The organism is Rhizobium sp. 10PS4, assembly GCF_032464805.1.
In the GTDB taxonomy this organism is placed as follows: Bacteria; Pseudomonadota; Alphaproteobacteria; order Rhizobiales; family Rhizobiaceae; genus Rhizobium; species Rhizobium laguerreae.
Map to the genome: position 1 here is coordinate 107,778 of NZ_JAWDIW010000003.1, position 16,199 is coordinate 123,976.

General features: G+C 61.1%; 17 protein-coding genes. 8 read left to right on the top strand and 9 right to left on the bottom strand.

What is annotated here, in order from left to right:
* Positions 1-549 precede the first annotated feature (549 nt).
* The 4 genes from RWJ89_RS06290 to RWJ89_RS06305 all read right to left on the bottom strand — a co-directional run bounded on the left by RWJ89_RS06290 (position 550) and on the right by RWJ89_RS06305 (position 4,584).
* A complete protein-coding gene (locus RWJ89_RS06290; protein WP_168282133.1) occupies positions 550-1,470 on the bottom strand; it encodes an NAD(P)/FAD-dependent oxidoreductase in 921 nt (306 codons plus the stop codon).
* A gap of 151 nt (positions 1,471-1,621) precedes the next feature.
* The gene (locus RWJ89_RS06295; protein ID WP_131661930.1) at positions 1,622-1,909 is read right to left on the bottom strand and encodes a DUF2934 domain-containing protein; all 288 of its coding nucleotides are present in this window, start codon (positions 1,907-1,909) and stop codon (positions 1,622-1,624) included.
* Positions 1,910-2,209: 300 nt separating this feature from the next.
* On the bottom strand, positions 2,210-3,025 hold the full coding sequence (locus RWJ89_RS06300) for an endonuclease/exonuclease/phosphatase family protein (RefSeq protein ID WP_131640778.1): 816 nt from the start codon (positions 3,023-3,025) through the stop codon (positions 2,210-2,212).
* 95 nt (positions 3,026-3,120) lie between these two features.
* Positions 3,121-4,584, bottom strand: a complete 1,464-nt coding sequence (locus RWJ89_RS06305; protein ID WP_222061436.1) for a phospholipase D-like domain-containing protein — start codon at positions 4,582-4,584, stop codon at positions 3,121-3,123.
* Positions 4,585-4,749: 165 nt separating this feature from the next.
* Here RWJ89_RS06305 and RWJ89_RS06310 point away from each other — a divergent pair, with 165 nt between their 5' ends.
* The 5 genes from RWJ89_RS06310 to RWJ89_RS06330 all read left to right on the top strand — a co-directional run bounded on the left by RWJ89_RS06310 (position 4,750) and on the right by RWJ89_RS06330 (position 9,192).
* Entirely contained in the window at positions 4,750-5,391 is a 642-nt protein-coding gene (locus RWJ89_RS06310) for a UdgX family uracil-DNA binding protein (RefSeq protein WP_222061352.1), read from the top strand.
* Between the two features lie 142 nt (positions 5,392-5,533).
* On the top strand, positions 5,534-5,788 hold the full coding sequence (locus tag RWJ89_RS06315; RefSeq protein ID WP_131640776.1) for a DUF2934 domain-containing protein: 255 nt from the start codon (positions 5,534-5,536) through the stop codon (positions 5,786-5,788).
* A 139-nt stretch (positions 5,789-5,927) separates the two neighbouring features.
* Complete coding sequence (locus RWJ89_RS06320) at positions 5,928-6,110, top strand: hypothetical protein (protein ID WP_131640775.1); 183 nt, start codon at positions 5,928-5,930, stop codon at positions 6,108-6,110.
* A 9-nt stretch (positions 6,111-6,119) separates the two neighbouring features.
* Complete coding sequence (locus RWJ89_RS06325; protein WP_003548963.1) at positions 6,120-6,293, top strand: hypothetical protein; 174 nt, start codon at positions 6,120-6,122, stop codon at positions 6,291-6,293.
* 175 nt (positions 6,294-6,468) lie between these two features.
* Positions 6,469-9,192 (top strand): hybrid sensor histidine kinase/response regulator, encoded by a 2,724-nt coding sequence (locus RWJ89_RS06330; protein ID WP_131662329.1) that lies wholly within the window; start codon positions 6,469-6,471, stop codon positions 9,190-9,192.
* Between the two features lie 33 nt (positions 9,193-9,225).
* Here the strand turns inward: RWJ89_RS06330 and RWJ89_RS06335 are convergent, their stop codons facing one another.
* Positions 9,226-9,603 (bottom strand): hypothetical protein, encoded by a 378-nt coding sequence (locus RWJ89_RS06335; protein WP_168282123.1) that lies wholly within the window; start codon positions 9,601-9,603, stop codon positions 9,226-9,228.
* A gap of 152 nt (positions 9,604-9,755) precedes the next feature.
* On the opposite strand from RWJ89_RS06335, the gene RWJ89_RS06340 reads away from it, so the two are divergent.
* The 3 genes from RWJ89_RS06340 to RWJ89_RS06350 are packed head-to-tail and all read left to right on the top strand — an operon-like array spanning position 9,756 to position 11,146.
* Entirely contained in the window at positions 9,756-10,070 is a 315-nt protein-coding gene (locus RWJ89_RS06340; RefSeq protein WP_168282121.1) for a plasmid stabilization protein, read from the top strand.
* A 53-nt stretch (positions 10,071-10,123) separates the two neighbouring features.
* Positions 10,124-10,414, top strand: a complete 291-nt coding sequence (locus tag RWJ89_RS06345) for a DUF3175 domain-containing protein (RefSeq protein ID WP_017957949.1) — start codon at positions 10,124-10,126, stop codon at positions 10,412-10,414.
* A 6-nt stretch (positions 10,415-10,420) separates the two neighbouring features.
* The gene (locus RWJ89_RS06350; RefSeq protein ID WP_168282119.1) at positions 10,421-11,146 is read left to right on the top strand and encodes a glutathione S-transferase; all 726 of its coding nucleotides are present in this window, start codon (positions 10,421-10,423) and stop codon (positions 11,144-11,146) included.
* A 12-nt stretch (positions 11,147-11,158) separates the two neighbouring features.
* On the opposite strand, the gene ligD is transcribed toward RWJ89_RS06350, so the two are convergent.
* From ligD to RWJ89_RS06370, 4 genes are all read right to left on the bottom strand, one after another.
* Entirely contained in the window at positions 11,159-12,037 is an 879-nt protein-coding gene (gene ligD, locus RWJ89_RS06355) for a non-homologous end-joining DNA ligase (protein ID WP_168282117.1), read from the bottom strand.
* On the bottom strand, positions 12,034-13,041 hold the full coding sequence (locus RWJ89_RS06360) for a DNA topoisomerase IB (protein WP_168282115.1): 1,008 nt from the start codon (positions 13,039-13,041) through the stop codon (positions 12,034-12,036). The genes ligD and RWJ89_RS06360 overlap by 4 nt, the downstream gene beginning before the upstream one ends.
* A 12-nt stretch (positions 13,042-13,053) precedes the next feature.
* Positions 13,054-15,210 carry a glycogen debranching protein GlgX gene (gene glgX / locus RWJ89_RS06365; RefSeq protein ID WP_316030714.1) on the bottom strand — a complete coding sequence of 719 codons (2,157 nt, stop codon included), beginning with the start codon at positions 15,208-15,210 and terminating at the stop codon, positions 13,054-13,056.
* A gap of 103 nt (positions 15,211-15,313) precedes the next feature.
* Positions 15,314-16,108, bottom strand: a complete 795-nt coding sequence (locus tag RWJ89_RS06370) for an SDR family NAD(P)-dependent oxidoreductase (protein ID WP_026265610.1) — start codon at positions 16,106-16,108, stop codon at positions 15,314-15,316.
* Positions 16,109-16,199: the final 91 nt, after the last annotated feature.

The following is a 16,199-nucleotide window of genomic DNA, read 5'->3' on the forward strand; positions in this document are numbered from 1 at the left end:
CCCCGCTCAACCACCACATTGAGATCGAGCCCGCGGTGATGATGAGGCCGATGATGATGACGGCACCCACGTAGGACGAAAGCAACCACGGGGATGAGCCTTGGTCCATTGTCGATCCTCCTCCTGCCTTGTAAGCCTTCAAAAGCTTCCGCACCGCACTGCCGCCCGGCTGCCAACCCTGAGGGACAGAGATAACAGCACTCCCATTGATGACGGGCACCGTTGGTTCATGTAACGCTGGGTCCTCAGCCGTTCCTATGCTTTTCCACCAGCATCTGGGCCGGTTGCCTCGGGATAGACCAGCGGCAATACGGCCTTTGCCGTGCAGATGCCGCTAACATTCAAGCTCAGCAAAGGTTCCACGGTATCGGGTCGCCGAAGGCCAAATCGGCTGTTGCAGGCCACCGTCGGGTCGACTCCGCGACGGGGCGAGGCACATCGATTCCAATTCGGAGCTCGCATGCGTTGGTTTCTCGGCGCTCCTTCGGGTGGTATCACCGTTCCTCATGCGCGAAGATTGCCCCTTCGCCTCGGGCAACTAGCGCCTCATCAGTCGTTCTTGCGTTCGCGCAGCCGATTGTGAATGGCGACGGCCGCGATTTCGCCTTGCGCCATCGACACACCGAGTTGGTTCAGACCTGTGACAACATCGCCAACCGCGTAGATCCCCTGGATGTTTGTTTCCTGATGTGAACCAACTTTGATCCGCCGATCCCTATCGAGTGCAACAGCCAGTCGCTCAGCGAGCTGCGAGTGGGGCCGAACCCCCAACGCGGAATAGAGCACGACCTTTTCGAGCACAGTCGATGCTTCAAGGACGAGGTCGACCGTTCCGTGCTCCGAACGCAAGCATCGCACCAAGCGCTCGGACCGTACGGTGACTCGGTCGTCGATAAGCCGATCCATCGTTTCGGCTGTGACGTCCAAGGTATTCCCGAGGGTCGCAATGGCGATGTCGGTTGTGAATGATTTTAAGAAGCGCGCTTCGGAAGCGGCCCGCTCCGTTGCGCCGATCACCACTGCCGGTCGTCCCGCAATTTCATAACCGTCACAGATCGGGCAGAAGCGGAGGTGGCCAGAGCGGACGAGATCATAGGCTCCATCTATGGGTGGGAATATGTCCCTAAGACCCGTTGCCAGCACGATGTTTTCCGCCCAGATCCGACCGCCGGTGAATTCAACCAAAAAGCAACGAGCTTCACATCGCCTCAGCCGCCTAACGGTGCCAATCACAGTGTCGACGGCGAAGTTCTGCAACTGCATGCTCATGCGCCGCAATAATTCGGTTCCCTCGATGCCTTCAGGGAAGGCTGGATGGTTGCGTGAGCGAGGGATGAGCAGTGCGCGGCTGTGGCCAGAGTCGACCACAGCGATCTTGCGGTTCAGCCGCGCCAGATAGATAGCAGCCGTCATGCCTCCAGGGCCCGCGCCTACCACTACGGCGTCGAGAATCCGCAATTCCGTCGTCATCGCTTCGGTCCCTCGATCCAATGGGGCTTCCCACGCTCGCGACGTTCGATCTTGTCGAATTTCCGCGGAACCGATCATCGCTAACCCTGATCACGCTCTTACAGCATGCGACCACTTGGTCTCTCGGGTTTGTCTGCGTCTTTGAGATGGATTAGTTCGGACCGGGCCCGCCTCTTCCACTCTTCCTTGGTTCCGCCATGCTGTCGACGCCGGATGCCGGCCCACCTCCTGGCGAGGTTCCGCCCCCTTGCAGGCCAGTCGCCGACCCCGTCGAGCCGGTTTTTCCATCGTCGCCTTCACCAGCTGCCGCGTTCTCTGCATCAATCTCGCGGGTAGCCTGCTCCCAATGACGTTCCTGATTACCCTCGCCTCCTCCTTCGCGCTCCCAGATCTGATGGGCGCGTTCGCGGATTCTGTTTTCTCGATCCCGATCTTCCATAACGCTTCTCCTTTGCACCGGCGGAAGCCGATGGCCTCGCCGCTAACTCGTCGTCCTCAGCGAAGTTCCCGGCATCCAGGCGCCGTAGACACGCAGGAGAAGCCGAGCGGCGGGCTCGATGCCGAAAAGGCCAGTAAAGACGAGTCGCAACGACCGTTTCGGTGTTCGTTGAAGCTGAAGGTGGATCGCGCGGAAGGCGCTTGGCATGGGCGTGATCTTTACCCCACAGTTCCGATCCTGAGGCCCTATCAAGCTCAAGGGAACATTCGGCCGCTTAAGCCCGCGCGTCGGCTCCGTACTTCAAACTGCTGCTGGTTTCAGATCCACAAGCGCCTTGATCGGCAGATGGTCGGACGCGACGCGGGCGAGCGGCGTATCATGCGCTTCCACTTCGGATATGATGCCTTTGCGGTTGGCGATGATGCGATCCAGCGCCAGAATGGGCAGGCCGGCGGGAAAGCTTGGCACGGCGCGCGGCAGCTCGCCGAAGGCGGATTGGAAGGTGTTGAGCGAGGAGCGGTCGCCGAGCCGCCATTCGTTGAGGTCGCCGAGCAGGATGGTCGGCATCTCGTGCCTGTCGTTGATGAGCTCGACCAGGGTGCGGGCCTGCTGGGCTCTGTTATGGCGCAGCAGGCCGAAATGCGCGGCGATGATGCGCAGCACCCCGCCCTCTTCGAGCTCGATCTCGGCGACAAGCGCGCCGCGCGGCTCGAGACCCGGCAGTTTGACCTGATGCACGTCATGCACCAGCCCTCTCTTGAAGAGCACGACATTGCCATGCCAGCCATGCGCCTTCGCCATACCGGCAATTGGCACCGGAATGAGGCCCGTCTCCCGCTCCAGCCGGCCGAGGTCGAGAATGCCGGTGCGCTCGCCGAAACGCGTATCGGCCTCCTGCAGCGCAATCAGGTCGGCGCCGATTTCGTGAATCACCCGGCTGGTGCGCTCCGGATCGAAACGCCGGTCGGTGCCGACGCACTTGTGCACGTTGTAGGAGGCGATCAGCGTGCCGGCGCTACGCGGCCTTGCCTCCATATGCGCCGCGTCGAGCCGCTTTTTCCTGCTCCTGATCGAGGCGAGAATACTGGCGGGAAGACTGTCTTTCCTGGCGTGCATAGGGCGGCGCACTTGTTCCGTTGATCAAAAGGGCTACTCATTCGGCAGTATAGGCAGCCGGGCAGAACTTGCCATGTCAGAATGCAAAAAATTCGTCAGAGATAGGGCGAGCCCAGCCACAGCACCTTCTCGAGCAGGCGCACCGCGAAGGGCCGCGCGCGCAGCCCGTCGAGCGTCACCGGCGTCGCTGATTTCAGGGTTTCCTCGATATGCTCGTCGATCTCGGCGGCAAAGCCCTCATTCAGCACTTCGAGGTCGACCTCGAAATTCAGCCTCAGCGAACGCGGATCGAGATTGGAAGAGCCGACATAGGCCCAGGTGCCGTCGATCGTCAGCAGCTTCGAATGGCTGAAGCTGCCGGTGGAGCGCCAGATGCGGCAGTAGTTCTTGAGGATTTGGTCGAATTGCGCCGTCATCGCCCGGTCGACCAGCACGAGGTTGTTGACCGCGGGCACGACGATATCGACTTCGACGCCGCGCCGCGCCGCCGTCACCAGGGCGCTGATCAGTTCACGGTCCGGCAGGAAATAGGGCGACATGATGCGGATCGATTGGCGCGCCACGGAAAAGGCGCCCATCAGCATTTTGTGGTTGGTCTCGACGCTGCGGTCCGGGCCGGAGGCGACGACGCGCATCAGGATGGGGTCGCCGGGGCTGCGCTCTGGCAGTTCGATGCGCCAGGGCTCGTCGTTCAACAACTCCTGCGTTGAGAAGCGCCAGTCCTCGGCGGCGAGGTCGAAAAGATCGGCCACGACAGGGCCGGTGACGCTGAAATGCGTGTCGTGGGCAAAGCTCTCGCCCGTCGCCTCCTCGCTGAAGCCCGCCCTGATGTTCATTCCGCCCGTCAGCGCGATTTTCCCATCGACGATCAGGATCTTGCGGTGGGTGCGCAGATTGGCATAGGGCAGCCGCAGCCCCATGATGACGTTGCCGTTGAAGACGGCGACGGTGACGCCGCTCTCACGGAGATGGCCAAGAATGCTCGGCACCGAATAACGCGCGCCAACCGCGTCGATCAGCACCCGGACCTCCACACCACGCCTGACCGCAGCAATCAGCGCATCGGCGATGCGAAGGCCGACCGCATCGCGGTCGAAGATATAGGTTTCGAGCAGGATGCTGCGCGTCGCCTCGTCGATGCTTGATTTCATCGCAGCATAGGCCTCGTCGCCGGTCTCCAGCATGTCGATCGTATTGCCTGAAGTCAGCGGATTGCGCGTTACCCGGTCGCCGAGTGTCTGCAGCGCCGCAAAGCGGCGACCGAACTGGCTGATCACCGTCTCCTCCTCGGCGTCGAAGGTCTCCAACTCGTCGAATTCCGCCGCAAGCAGTAGCGCGTCACGGCGGACGCTTAGCGACTTGCGGCGGATACGGTTGATGCCGGCAATCGCATAGAGCACCGCGCCGATGATCGGAGACAGGATGATGACGCCGACCCAGCCGATCGCGGCACGCACCTCCTCCTTGGTCATGGCGGCATGGATCGCCGCCGCGGCCCCCATGGCGATCGAGACGACAAAGAGGATATGCGGCCAGTAGGTCGACAGGAGATAGAACATCGCTGGCGAATATAGCCGCGAAACGGCTGCGTTCAATCGCGCCGTCGCTCTCCCATGACGCGAAATTTTTCACCGTGATCATTTTGCCGGCCCAGCGCCGTCCGTTTCAGCAGGGAACAATCCCTGCGCGGATCGATTGATCCCGAGGAGGTGAGGATCGCCATCATGAACATCGCCGCAAACATCGGTCCCGCATTGGCGCTCGAAGTCGCGGATGCCGACAGCATTGCCGAACTCCGGCATCAGGCCGAAGGCTGCACTCGTTGTGATCTTTACAGGAATGCCACGCAAGTCGTCTTCGGCGAAGGCCCTGTGAAATCCGAGATCGTCCTTGTCGGCGAGCAGCCGGGCGACCAGGAGGATCTGACCGGCAGGCCTTTTGTCGGTCCCGCCGGTCGGCTGCTCGATCGATGCTTGGAAGAGGCCGGTCTCGACCGCCAGCGCTGCTATGTCACCAATGCCGTTAAGCACTTCAAGTTCACGCCGCGCGGCAAACGGCGGCTGCATGCAAAACCGAATGCCGGCGAGATCAGGCGGTGCGCCTGGTGGCTCGGCGCCGAGCTCAACATCCTGCAGCCGAAGCTCGTCGTGACGCTCGGCGCAAGCGCGCTTTATGCGCTGCTCGGTCCGAAGGTGAAGCTGACGCCGGAGCGCGGCCATATCCTGCATCCGGAAAACCGTCCGCCTGTCCTGGTCACCATCCACCCTTCCTATCTCTTGCGCATCCGCGACGAGGCGGAGCAGCGCCGGCAGCGCCGGGATTTCGTCTCAGATCTGCACAAGGCGGTGGAGTTTCGGTCCCTGTGAAGGCCGATTCTCAACCCTAATATGCTGCGATGCGAAATATTTCCGGTTGCGGCGCGATTTCGCTTGAAAGAGCTCCCCTCCTCTGGAACCATCCAAGCAGTATCGCGTTCGAACGACGGCATCATGTGACTGGAGATCAGCGATGGCAGAAACTCGGGAAGAGTGGATCAAAAAACGTGCATATACCCTCTGGGAAGAAGAGGGTTATCCGACAGGGCGAGAGTCCATCCATTGGGAACAGGCACGACACGAGCGCGACGCGCTCGAGGGCTCGGCTGCGTCTTCCAACGGCAAAGAGGTCAAGCCCAAGACCAAGCGCACTGCGACAGGCGGCAAGACGAATGGCGTGGTCACGCCGGCGCCGAAGCGCACCGCGAGCCGCAAGACCGCGTCCTGAACACTAGAATACTGAGCATCTCAATTAAAAAGGGCGTCGCCTCGACGCCCTTGACCCTTTTTTGTCATATGCCTGAATTGGTTGTGCGATATTGAATTGCAGGGGTGGGGGCTTCCATGCGGGGGTGAACAGAGGCCGGATGACGCTGCAAGCTTTGAGGCTTCCCAAAAAAGTTGAGCCCTGCCCGGATAACCGGGAACAAGAGCATCCCATGGCTGTTTATGGCGAAACCGGGGAAGTTGCCATGAACGACGGCCGTATCGAAATCCTCTCAATCCCGCTCTTCGCCGCCAGCGGTCGCTTCTCGACCGCGATCGTGTGAGGGATGGACATGTCGCTCCTCGTCATCGCCGCGCTGCTCTACCTCGGTCTCGCGCTCGGGTTCATCCTTGTCGTCGACAACCTCGTCGGACTGGTTTTTCGCGATCCGCGCGCGCCGGTTCAGCTGGTCTCCGTCTATATCGGCCGCGCCTTTGCCGCCTCGCAGAAACTCTACCGAAAATAACACCTCGCAGGCGATGTCCGCAGACTGCTAAAACTGTTGAACACCCGGCAGCTAAGGATATTTCGACCGCGCCCTTTCCCTCCCATCGGAAGCCTCTATGTTGACGGTTTGGAAGGGTTGAACCCCGAGGTGACAGATCACCCCGGCGCGGCTGACGACGAGAAAGCGATTTTGAATGGGAAGCGTCGGGAACGGCTGGCCGAGAGGCGGCGGCGAAATCGGCGAATTGTTACGGCATCCGGCTTTCCACGCCGTCAGTCTCGGTCCGGTCGAAAGCTGGCCTGCATCTCTCAAGCATATCGCCGAAATGGTGTTGAATTCCCGCCAGCCCAAATTCGTTGCTTGGGGTCCGGACCTCGCTTTTCTCTATAACGACGCCTATGTGCCTGTTTTCCAGGAGCGGCATCCCGATGCCCTCGGAAGACCCTTCCGCGAGGTCTGGGCGGATATCTGGGAACAGTTCTCGCCGATCGTCGCCAGCACGCTCGAAGGCAGTTCGCAGCTCTTCAAAGAGCTGCTCATCCCGATGCGCCGCGACGGCCGTACCGAGGACACTTGGTTCACCTTTTCATACACGCCTTTGCGCGACGATGACGGCAAGGTCGCCGGCATCCTCTGCGCGGCCCTCGATGTCACCGATCAGGTGTCGGCCAAGCGCGGCGAACAGCGCGCGCTGGAAGAGCTGCGCGCGAAATCGGAAGCGCTTGCAGTCGTCAACCAGGCGGGTGCGGCGATCACCGCCGAGCCCAGTGTCGAACGCCTCACCCAGATTGTCGTCGATGCCGGCGTGACGCTGACCGGCGCGGAATTCGGTGCCTTCTTCTACAATGTCGATGATGGCGAGGGCGGCAGCTACATGCTCTATGCGCTTGCCGGTGTCGATCGGAAGAACTTCGAGAAATTCCCGATGCCGCGCAATACCGAGGTCTTCGCACCGACCTTCAACGGCGAAGGCATCGTGCGCTCCGACGACATCCTGCTCGACCCGCGCTACGGGCAGAATGCGCCGCATGCAGGCATGCCGAAGGGGCATCTTCCGGTCAGGAGCTATATTGCCGTGCCGGTGAAATCACGCGACGGCAGCGTCATCGGCGGCTTGTTCTTCGGTCACGGCCAGCCCGGCCGTTTTTCCCAAGCGGCCGAGGCAAGCCTCGTCAGCCTCGCCGGCCAATCGGCCGTCGCGATCGACAATATCCGGCTCTTTCGTGCCGCCAAAGTCGAAATCGACCAGCGCCGCGACATGGAAGATCAGCTGCGGAAACTCAATGAAATGCTCGAGGTCCGCGTCGCGGCCGAGATTGCCGAACGCCAGCAGGCTGAAGCAGCACTTCAGCAGTCGCAGAAGATGGAATCGATCGGCAAGCTTACCGGCGGTGTCGCCCATGACTTCAACAATCTGCTGCAGGTGATCTCCGGCAACCTGCAGCTTCTCGGCAAGGATGTGGCAGATGGCGGCCGAGGCAAGGAACGCATTTCCAACGCGCTTGCCGCGGTCGAACGCGGCTCGCGGCTGGCAAGCCAGCTGCTCGCCTTCGGTCGCCGCCAGCCGCTGGAACCGAAGGTCATCAACATCGGCCGTCTCGTCACCGGCATGGACGACATGCTGCGCCGCGCACTCGGCGAGGAGATCGAAGTCGAGACCATGGTCTCCGGCGGACTCTGGAACACCTTCGCCGATCCGATCCAGATCGAGAACGCACTGCTCAACCTTGCGATCAACTCCCGCGACGCGATGGATGGCGCCGGCAAGCTGACGATCGAGGTTGGCAACGCCTTCCTCGACGATTCCTACAGCCGCATCCATCCTGAAGTCACCGCTGGCCAATATGTGGTGCTCGCCGTGACCGATACCGGCGCCGGTATGACGCAGGAGGTGATGGATCAGGCCTTCGAGCCCTTCTTCTCGACGAAACCGGAAGGCAAGGGCACCGGTCTCGGCCTGTCGATGGTCTACGGCTTCGTCAAGCAATCCGGCGGCCACGTGAAGATCTACAGCGAGATCGGCGAAGGCACGACCGTCAAGCTCTACCTGACCCGCTCGTTCCGAAGCGAGGATCGGGTCACGGCCGCCGACAGCGTACCGGCCGCCGGGGGCACGGAAACCATCCTTGTCGCCGAGGACGATGAGGGCGTGCGCGTCACCGTCGTCGAGATGCTGTCGGATCTCGGCTACTACGTTTTGAAGGCCAAGGATGCGCAAAGCGCGCTCACCGTGATCGAAAGCGGCGCCCATATCGACCTGCTCTTTACCGATGTCGTCATGCCCGGGCCATTGAGGAGCCCGGAGCTTGCGCGCATGGCACGCGAGCGTCTGCCTGATATCGCCGTGCTCTATACATCGGGCTATACCGAAAATTCGATCGTCCATGGCGGACGGCTCGATCCCGGCCTCGAACTGCTCTCCAAGCCCTATACGCGCGAGGAACTCGCCCGCAAGATCCGCCACGTGCTTACTATCAGGACACAACGCCGCCAAGGGGCGAGCGATGCCGCGGTGACCGTTCCCAAACACCCCGAGATCGCCCGCGAAAAGCTGAAGCTGCTGCTCGTGGAAGACGACGCCTTCATCCGCATGGATACTGCCGAGATTCTGCAGGATCTCGGCTATGACGTGATCGAAGCTGACAGCGGCGAAAGGGGCGTGGAAATCCTCGGACACACCATTGTCGACATCATCGTCGCCGATGTCGGCCTGCCCGGTATGTCGGGCCCGGTCTTTGCCGCCAAGGCGCGCGAGGCCTTTCCGTCGGTCGGCCTGGTCTTTGCCACCGGCAACAGCAGCCTGCCGGATCCGGATGCAAACCGTCTCCCCGGTTCAGTGCTGCTGTCGAAACCTTTCAGCAGCACGGCGCTCGACCAGGCGGTCAAGAACGCCGTCCAGCAGCGGCCTGGCGCCTAGAGTATCTCTGTTTCTCTGCTGCCACCTCTGCTTTTATGCGTCGGCGCCGTCGAACTCGGGATATTTGCGCATCAGATCCACTTCGCTGGTGCAGCTGTCGTCGCGCGCCGTCAGTTCGATCGAGATCGTGTCGGCAGGACCCAGACGGCCATCGTCGTGATGATTGCCATCGTCGTGATGGCTGCCGCCATCGTGATAGACGGGAATGCGCGCACCGCTCTGACTGACCAGCACGGCATCCCGCTCGAAGCCCCTCTGCAGCAGCCAGTCACGCGGCGCCATCAGGCGGATGTCGACCTCGTAGGAACGTCCTATCCCTTGCTTGAGGCCGACGGTATAGGTGACCGGCGATACCTGGCCGTTCACGTCGATCGCGCCGTTTCCATCGGCTTTGACGATGTGTTTTTCCAAGTTCTCGGCTCCTTCTTCTGTGCAGGCCTTCCCATCGGAAACCTGATAAAACCGGCTTTTGTTCCGAATCCGGGCCTTGCGGGCCACGACCGCGGCCGGAACTTTTGGGCTCCTGATCGGTTCGGTCCCTTTGCAAACCAGAGGAGGCCGAGATGCCGAAAGGTGACAAATCCGACTATACCGACAAGCAGAAGCGCAAGGCCGAGCACATCGAGGAGGGCTACGAGGATCGCGGCGTCTCCGAGAAGGAAGCTGAACGGCGTGCCTGGGCGACCGTCAACAAGGAAAGCGGCGGCGGCAACAAATCCGGTTCCGGCCGCGGCAAGAAGGATACGCATGAATCCTCCGAAAAGGGCGGCCGCATCGGCGGCACGGCATCCGCCGCACGCTCGAAGGAGGAACGGTCCGCTTCCGCGAAGAAGGCCGCCGCGACGCGCAAGCGCAACGAACACCACAGCCACCATTAACAACTGATGCGGCAAGCGGAGGCTTTCCGTCAACCGCATAGGGAGTTTAACCCATGGCCAAATCGAAAAAGAAATGGTCGCAGGACGTCACCGAACACAGCGATGCGATGGACCTGAAGGAAGGCGTGTTCAAATCGGACGATCCGAAGAAGATTGCCCGCTCCGTCAAGCACTCCGCCGAGGAGAGCGATCGCCGCAAGTCGAGCCCCTTCCGCGCCGCCATGTCGATGCTGACCTTCTACATCAACCGCGCCGGCGACCAGCTGACGAAAAAGCGGCGCGGCACCCTTGAAAAGGCCAAGGATGAACTGCGAAAAGACTTCGGTCGTCGACCGAAGGATTGAGCGCTCATGGCATACGAACTTTATTATTGGGACGGCATTCAAGGCCGCGGCGAATTCGTGCGGTTGGCGCTGGAAGAAGCCGGCGCCGACTATATCGACATCACCCGCCAGCCCGGGCGCGGTACCGGCGCCATGTTCGACATCATGAGGAGCGACAGCGAACCGCACATTCCCTTTGCGCCGCCCTTCCTGAAGGACGGCGATCTCATTGTCCCGCATGTCGCCAACATCCTGTTTTACCTCGGCCCGAAGCTCGGCCTTGCGCCTAAGGATGAAGGCCTTCGCCATGTCGTCAACGGCCTGCAGCTGACCGTCACCGATTTCGTCGCCGAAGTGCACGATACGCACCACCCGATCGACATGTCGCTCTATTACGAGGATCAGAAGCAGGAAGCGAAAGCCCGCTCCACTGCCTTCATCCGCGACCGCGTTCCGAAATTCCTCGGTTATTTCGAGCGTGTGCTGCGGCAGAACCCGAAAGGCCCCAACCATCTGGTCGGCGATGCGCTGACCTATGTCGACCTCTCGCTCTTCCAGGTGATCGAGGGCCTGAGCTACGCCTTCCCGAGAGCCATGACAAACCGCAAGGGGGAATATCCCGCCCTGCAGGCTCTGCATGATGCTGTGGCTAAGCGTCCAAACATTGCCCGTTATCTCGCCTCCCCCCGCCGCCTGGCCTTCAACGAGGAAGGAATATTCAGGCATTATCCTGAGCTGGACAGTGCGGGCTGAGTTAAGAGCCGTTCATTCGAGCGGCACCGCCGCATCGAAGAAATTTCCCCACGGGTCTCTCGGCTGGGTCTCCAATCGCCCCGGCACGTTGCCGAGCGTAAAAGCGGCGGGACCGCTCACCTCGTTCAATTCTGACCAATCCAGTGGCATGGAAACTGGCGCACCCGATCGTGCCCGCGTCGAATAGGCCGCGACTGCCGTGTTGCCGCGGCCGTTGCGCAGATAGTCGATGTAAATGTGTCCACCGCGTTTTGCCTTCGTCGCCGTTGCCAGATATTTCTCCGGCGTGTCGGCCGACATGCTTTCGGCCAGCGAATGGGCGAAATCCTTCACCTCCGCCCAGCCGGCCTTCGGCGCGAGCGGCGTTACCACATGCAGCCCCTTGCCGCCTGAGGTCTTGACGAAGGCGGCCAGCCCACGGGCTTCCAGCCGCGTCTTCAATTCAAGCGCTGCCGAAATCACCGCGCTCCAGGCCACGTCCTCGCCAGGATCGAGGTCCATGGTGATCATGTCGGGTGTTTCCCAATTGTCGGCCGTCGTGCCCCAGGGATGAATTTCGAGCGCGGCCGACTGCACCAGCGCCACGAGCCCGTTGAAATCGGCGATGCGCAGCAGCTTTTCGCCGTCCGCCTCCTGCGGGTCGGCGATCTCTTCGATATGCGGATTCATGCCTTTCCACGCGTGTTTCTGGAAAAACCGCTGGTGGCTTTTTATCCCGTCCGGCAGGCGCAGCAGTGCTAAGGGCCGGTTGACGACATAAGGCGCCATGAATGGCCACATCGCGGCGTAGTAATCCGCCAGCGCCTGTTTGGTCACGCCCTCATCCGGCCAGTAGAGCCGGTCGGGATGGGTCAGCGATACATCAGATACCGGCGGATGTCTGGGGCTCATTCTTCGATCTCGCTTGTGAGGAAATCAAGTAGCCTGTTTTCCTCGGCCCGCAAGCCCCGCAGCGGCTCATTGCCGCTCTCGATCAGCGGGTGATCGTTGCCGGCGAGCGCGATGATCGCGGGATGGATGTAGCTCGAGCGCGAGATCGCCGGTGTGTTGTGCAGCGCCTCGGCCGCGGCCTCCGACATCTGCTTTACCGTCGGCCGGCCGCCACGGAGGATCGTCTCACGCGCCACACCGAAGGCCGCCAGCGATCCGGCCCAGGTGCGGAAGGTTTTCGCCGAAATGGGAATGCCCGATATTTCGGCCAGATAGGCGTTCAACCGGCCGGAATCGATTGGTTTCAGCGCCCCGCTTTCGTCCTTCCAGACGAAGAGCTGGCGGCCGGGCAGGTCGGCTATCTCCTCCAGGATCTTCTGCAGCCTGGGATGCTTGAGGCTGCGCTGGACGCGCTTACCACCCTTGGCGCGAAATTTCAGCTCTATCTGACCGTCGACGATCTTCAGGTGGCGCTTCAGCAGCGTCGTTGCGCCATAGGTGCCGTTCTCCCTGACATAGGCCTGGTTGCCGACGCGCAAGTGCGCCTCGTCGAGCAGCGTCGTCAAAGCCGCAAGCACGCCGTTGACATCCTCCGCACCGGTGTCGAGATGGCGCAGCACGGTCCGGCGGATCCGAGGCAGCGCCCGGCCGAACTCAATCAGCTGATGGAATTTTCCCGCACTTCGGAAGGATTGCCATTCCTTGTGGTAGCGATATTGCTTGCGCCCGCGAGCGTCGAAGCCTGTCGCCTGCAGATGGCCGTTTTCGTAGAGGCAGATCCAGACGTTCTCATAGGCCGGCGGCAGTCCCAGCGTCCTGATGCGCGCCCGCTGCGATTCATCAGTAAGCGTGGTGCCGTCCGGCATGACGTAGCTGAAGCCCTTGCCCTTCCTTCGTCTGCGGATGCCAGGTTCGGTATCGCTGACATAGACGAGACCAAGTTCGGTGATGACTTCGGCATTCATGTTTTCTGAGACCTACTTGCTCCAGCGGCCGAACTGGAACCAGCGACGACGCTCGGCCTTTGTCGCGCCTTGCGGCGGTTCGGTCTGCCCCTTCGGTGCGAAGACTGCGACGCTCTGGGCATAAACCATCACCGGATTGTCCTCATCGTGCACTTTGAAGGAATCCGTCTCCGATCCCGTGTCGAGAACCCTCGACCACTCTTTCAGCCCATTCACAACAGGAAGATGGAGCTCGCAATCGCCACCTGCATTGAAGACGAGGAAGAGGTCGTCCATCTTCTCGGTATCCGGAGCATGCACGCTCCTCGAGACATAGACGCTAATCACCTGCAATCCGTCGTCATTCCAGGCGCCGTCATCCATGAAACTGCCGTCGGGCTTGTACCAGGCGATCTCGATGCGCCCGTCCTCGGCTGTCTCCCCGGTCAGGAACCGCTCCTGCCGCAACACGGGATGGGCCTTGCGGAAGGCGACGGCCTGCCGGCAGAAATCGAGGAAAGGATCGTCGAGCCCCGCCCAATCCGTCCAGCCGATCTCGTTGTCCTGGCAATAGGCGTTGTTGTTGCCGCCCTGGCTGTTGCCCACCTCATCGCCGGCAAGGATCATCGGAACGCCCTGGGAGAGCATCAGCGTCGCCATCATGTTACGGCGCCGCCGCGCCCGAAGCCTATTGATGTCTTCGTTATCAGTCACTCCTTCGGCACCCATATTGTCCGAATGATTGTCCGAATGTCCGTCCCTGTTTTCTTCGCCGTTCGCGTCATTGTGCTTGTCGTCGAAGGAAACCGTGTCCATCAACGTGAAGCCGTCATGGGCCGACAGCAGATTGATCGATGACGTCGCGCCGCGATCCGAGTGGTTGAACTGTACCGACGAGCCGGTGATGCGTTGCGAGATCTCCGAGACCATGCCGCCATCGCCCTTCCAAAAGCGACGCACGTCGTCACGAAACTTGTCGTTCCACTCGCGGAAGGGATGTGGAAAGCCGCCAACCTGATAACCGCCATCGCCCACGTCCCAGGGCTCGGCGATCAGCTTGACACCGGCAAGGATCGGATCCTGGCGAATGGCGCCGAAGAACAGGCCCTGCCGATCGAATTCCATATCTTGGCGGCCGAGCGTGCTGGCAAGGTCGAAACGGAAGCCGTCGATATGCATGACGCCGACCCAGTAGCGCAGGCTGTCGAGCACCATGCGCATCACCATGGGATTGGCGGCATTCAGCGTGTTTCCGGTCCCCGTGGTATCAAAGGTGTGGCGCGGATCGTCGGGAGAGAGAATGTAATAGCTCGCATTGTCGAGCCCGCGGAAGGACAGCGTCGGTCCTTTTTCGCTGCCTTCGGCGGTGTGGTTATAGACCACGTCCATGATGACTTCGATGCCGGCGGCATGGAACTTTTTCACCATGGTCTTGATTTCGGTGATCTTGTCGCCGGACATGTAACGCGATTGCGGTGCGAAGAAACCGAGTGTCTGATAGCCCCAATAGTTGCTGAGGTTGTTTTCCAGGAGATACCGATCATCGAGGAAATACTGGATCGGCAGCAGCTCGATCGCCGAGATGCCGAGCTTGACGAGATGGTCGATGATCGGATCGCTGCACATGCCGAGAAAAGTGCCGCGCAGCCGGTCAGGCACCTTCGGATGGGTCATCGTCAGGCCGCGCACATGTGCCTCGTAGATGATGGTGTCGGGCCAGGGGCGGCGGATCGCCTCTTCACCCGCCCAGTCGAAGTCCGGGTCCTGCACCACGCCCTTGACCGTGAAGGGCGCGCTGTCGCGCTCATCGAAGGTTAGATCGTCCTCGCCGATCTGATAACCGAACAGCGCATCATGCCATTTCAGTTCGCCCGTCACCTGCTTGGCGTAGGGATCGAGCAGAAGCTTATTCGGATTGAAGCGATGGCCGGCGTTGGGATCGTAGGGACCGTGCGCCCGATAACCATAAACAGTGCCCGGTCCGATGCCGGCAATATAGCCCGACCAGATGTCTCCTTCGCGTTTCGGCAGGGGCAGGCGGGCGATCTCATTCTTTCCGTCAGGCGAGAAGAGGCAGAGCTCCATCTGTTCCGCATGTGCGGAAAATACCGCGAAATGGGTGCCAGAACCCGTATACTCCGCCCCCAGCTCCGGCTTGAGGAAGTCGAGTTCCGAAAATGAAAAGCTCATGGTGCCCCGCTATGTCAAAAGACCAAGCGGGAAACGTGAGGGCGGTGCGAAAGTTCCGTCCTTGAGGGGAAAAGCAACCGATGTGGCTCGCCAAAAGGCGTCTTTAAGGCATCAGCTGCCCGCCATTGACCTCAATGATCTGGCCGGTGATGTAGCCCGATAAGGTTGGTGAAGCGAGAAAGAGATAGGCGCCGACGCAGTCCTCCGACGTGCCGACGAAACCCATCGGGATCGACTTGCGCTGCAGCTCCATCTGCTCGTCATTGGTATAACGCTCGTGGAAGGGTGTGGCGATAACACCCGGCGCCACCGCGTTGACGCGGATCCTGTCGGCGACGAATTCCTTGGCGTGACCGCGGGTGATCGTCGAGACGAAGCCCTTGGACGCCGCATAAAGGATCGCACCATTGCCGCCGCCATTGCGCGCGGCGATCGAGGTGGTGTTGATGATGAAGCCACCCTGCTTCTTCAGCCAGGGATGGGCCGCACGTGTTGCCGCCAGCACCGAGCGGGCGTTGAGGTCCATGACCGCGGCATAATGCGCGTCGGTATATTCCGAGGTGGGCTTGCGCCCCAGCATGCCGCCAGCATTGTTGATGAGGCCGTCGAGATGGCCGAAGGTCTTTGCCGTCTCGTCGACGACACGCTCGGTCTCGCCTTCCCTCGACACGTCGCCCTGAATCAGATGCACGGTGCCGCCAGCAGCCCGGATTTCCTCAGCAAGTTTTTCCGCCGGTTCGCGGCTGGCATTGTAGTGCACGCCGACCTTGGCCCCTTGAGCCGCGAAGGCGCGGGCGAGCGCCGCACCGATGCCGGTCGAGGCGCCGGTGATCAGCACGGCCTTGCCGGACAGGTCCGGCAACTTGATGGATGCGAGCGATTGCGCAAGTTCGACCATGGCGACGATTGCCTCCCGAAAAACCAAGGACATAGGTGATGAAACGAATAGGAGAAGTCTTATCAGGGTAAATCGACGAAGGGCAATGCAC